The organism is Ruegeria marina (assembly GCF_900101475.1).
Classification (GTDB): domain Bacteria; phylum Pseudomonadota; class Alphaproteobacteria; order Rhodobacterales; family Rhodobacteraceae; genus Ruegeria_B; species Ruegeria_B marina.
On record NZ_FMZV01000047.1, the window covers coordinates 1 to 2786 of the forward strand.

Annotated in this window: 3 protein-coding genes; all 3 read left to right on the forward strand. The window is 56.3% G+C overall.

The features are described 5' to 3' along the window. Nucleotides 1–668 precede the first annotated feature (668 nt). The 3 genes from BLT75_RS24570 (at nucleotide 669) to BLT75_RS23950 (ending at nucleotide 2734) form a co-directional block, all read left to right on the forward strand. On the forward strand, nucleotides 669–824 hold the full coding sequence (locus BLT75_RS24570; RefSeq protein WP_176828264.1) for a hypothetical protein: 156 nt from the start codon (nucleotides 669–671) through the stop codon (nucleotides 822–824). Then, nucleotides 817–1029 carry a helix-turn-helix domain-containing protein gene (locus tag BLT75_RS23945; RefSeq protein ID WP_093038256.1) on the forward strand — a complete coding sequence of 71 codons (213 nt, stop codon included), beginning with the start codon at nucleotides 817–819 and terminating at the stop codon, nucleotides 1027–1029. The genes BLT75_RS24570 and BLT75_RS23945 overlap by 8 nt, the downstream gene beginning before the upstream one ends. A gap of 166 nt (nucleotides 1030–1195) precedes the next feature. Continuing rightward, a complete protein-coding gene (locus tag BLT75_RS23950) occupies nucleotides 1196–2734 on the forward strand; it encodes a tyrosine-type recombinase/integrase (RefSeq protein WP_176828266.1) in 1539 nt (512 codons plus the stop codon). Nucleotides 2735–2786: the final 52 nt, after the last annotated feature.

Here is a 2786-nt window from a genome sequence, read left to right on the forward strand (position 1 = left end):
GGTCTGCTTAGCACAAAGGGCGACGAAAAGCACGTTACCATGAAAACCGGACTGCCCAGATCGAGCGATATCGTCGAATGGCCGAATTGTCCGCATCTTCCCAGTTCGGGACCAGCGCGGCGAATGGCCGGTTCAGGTTTGGGCTTGCCAACCGGATTTGAAAGTCCGCTTTCACCGTTTCGCCTCGGGTTTCTCGCGGTCGCAGAGAATGGCCGGTGTCCGCCCTCTCTACCGATAGCACAAAGCATGCGAGCCTTTGTTTGTCGCCGACCTCCTTTCCACACGATTTTCACCCGCTGCTCCTACCTTGGACGTGAGCTGCTGTGTATTCTTCAAACATCCTGATGATGACCGCCTCCCTTAGCGCCACACCGAACTTTGGTGCCTAGAAACAGGGTCTCCAGACGAGCGCCGACGCCCCCAGCGAAGGTAATCAGTTAAGAAAGGGTTAAAGAAAATTGTTGTTGATCAATGGGTTATGTTGATGTAGAGTGATTTCAGTTTGAACATACCAGCTTTGTTTGCTGGGCCGCAGGGAGCCTAACAGCACTCGATGGCAATGATCCGGATCTCAAGTGAGATCGGTGGTCTGCTATCTGGAGTGCTCTCCTTAGCCAGACCACCCCCACAGATCAGTGTCACACGCGGTTCCTACGAGGAAACGAATGATGACGAGATCAACTGATGGCACCCTGGGCACTGCGCCCGTTTCCGGCCAGTCGAACCCCTTGATGGCCTTGGTACGCCTGTTGGCACGCACGGCTGCGCGGGCGGATTTTGGTTCCAGCTGCAATACTGGGACCTGGGAGGTGGATCATGACTGATCTGCCCTTCCCTGCAAACGCCACCTTTCTCAGCGTGAAGGAAGTTGCCGCTCTGTTCCGCGTCTGCCCCAAGACGGTGCGGCGTTGGATCCAGTCCGGTGAACTACCCGCAACCCGGCTTGGCCGTGACTGGCGCATTGCGCGGAACAACCTGAAAGCCCATGCGGCGGCACATGGCAATCAGGTTCTTGGCCATGTCCTCTAATGTCCTCAAAAGGGTCGGTTTTCCGCGCCGTCGGGAAAACGGGGTCAAAGACTTTGGTTATAAATTCTTGCCCTTGTTTTCCCGAATGTCCGCAAGAGGGCCACCACGTCCCCGAATGTCCCCAACTGTCCCAGTTTCTCCAATCGCAAAACCAATGAGGTTTACCATGACACACCATCAAGACATCAAACCGCCGACCACGCTGGCCGAAGTACTGGATGTGCTAAACGCCTACCCAGATCCCGACGAGAAACGCCAACAAGCCAAGGTTTCGGCGATCTCGCGCATCGCAACTTACATGCACCGACCCCCGTCTGACATTCCAACGAACTTGCCCCAACTGCGTGACCTTCTGGCCTCTCTTCATCCGGTCAGCTGTGGAGTGAAGCCCAAGTCCCTCAGCACGACCAAGAGTGACCTGGCGAGCGCGTTGCGCGCAGCGGGCGTCCTTCCGGACCACACATCGGCCCGGGAACTTGCAGCCCCTTGGGAAGACTTGATCTCCAAAGTACAGTCCAGCCACCAGGTTTGGGGAATGATGCGTTTCGCGCGCTTTTGCAGCGCACATGCAATCCATCCCACCTCTGTCGGCGGCGAGACAATACAAGCCTTTCGTATCGAACTCGAAGCAACGCTGCTGACGGGCGATCCTGGAAAGCATCTCATCGCGATGATCGACACTTGGAACCACGTTGTCCGCAAGAATGGCTTTGATCTTCCCCAGCTTGCGCGCCCTCGGTCCGACCGCTACGTCGCGCGTCCGTTGACGGATTATCCCAAAAGTCTTCAGGACGAGGTCAATACGTATATTGACCGATTGGCGCGTCGTGACCTGTTCAACGATGAGGGACCTGACAAACCACTGCGCCAGACTAGCCTGCGCAATACAATAGCTCATCTGAGGCAAATCCTGGATGCATTGGTGGCTTCTGGCCGCAACCCAGAGGACTTCACCTGCCTGGCCGACCTGATCACAGCGGACAATCTCAAGGCTGCGTTTCGCGCAATCATGCAACGGCGCAACACAAAGGTGTTTCCAACCGGGTTTGGGAATGTCGCAGCAACGTTCCTTGCTATAGCCCGACATCATTTGCAGGCTCCTGAACAGGCAGTCGAAGCCCTCAAGCATTTACACAAGACTGTCGCAACTTCTCCCCGTGGGATGAGCGCCAAGAACAGCGAACGTCTCGCCCAGTTCAACGACTGGGAGGCTGTGGTCCGTTTGCTGAGCCTGCCGGAAACACTGATGGCTCGGGCGGACAACAAGCCCGTCCTGCGCAAGAGCGCTCAGTTGGCCATGCACGCAGCGGCTTTGACCATCCTCTTGAGCTGCCCGATGCGCATCAAGAACCTGTCGGGGTTGGATCTCGACAAGCACGTGATCCCTTTCCGCACCGGAACCCATACTCTCTATTCCATTCGCATTGAGGGTACCGAGGTCAAGAATGGGGAGCCCATTGAGGTCAAATTGACCAGCGGCAGCTCCAAATTGCTGCATCGCTACATCATGCAGTTCCGTCCGCAGATCTCGCAAGCCAGCGGACGCGCTCTGTTTCCGCGCAACACTGACGGAAAACCCCGCACGCCAGACAACTTTGGTCGTGAGCTGACCAAGTGCGTCTACCGCGAGACCGGTTTGGAAGTTCACCCCCATCTGTTCCGACTGTCTGACGTCAGCACCTACCGGACAGATTTAGAGGTTTGAGCGACGGAGGATTTCTGGTTCATCGAAGCCATTATGGAGCGAAGATGGACAA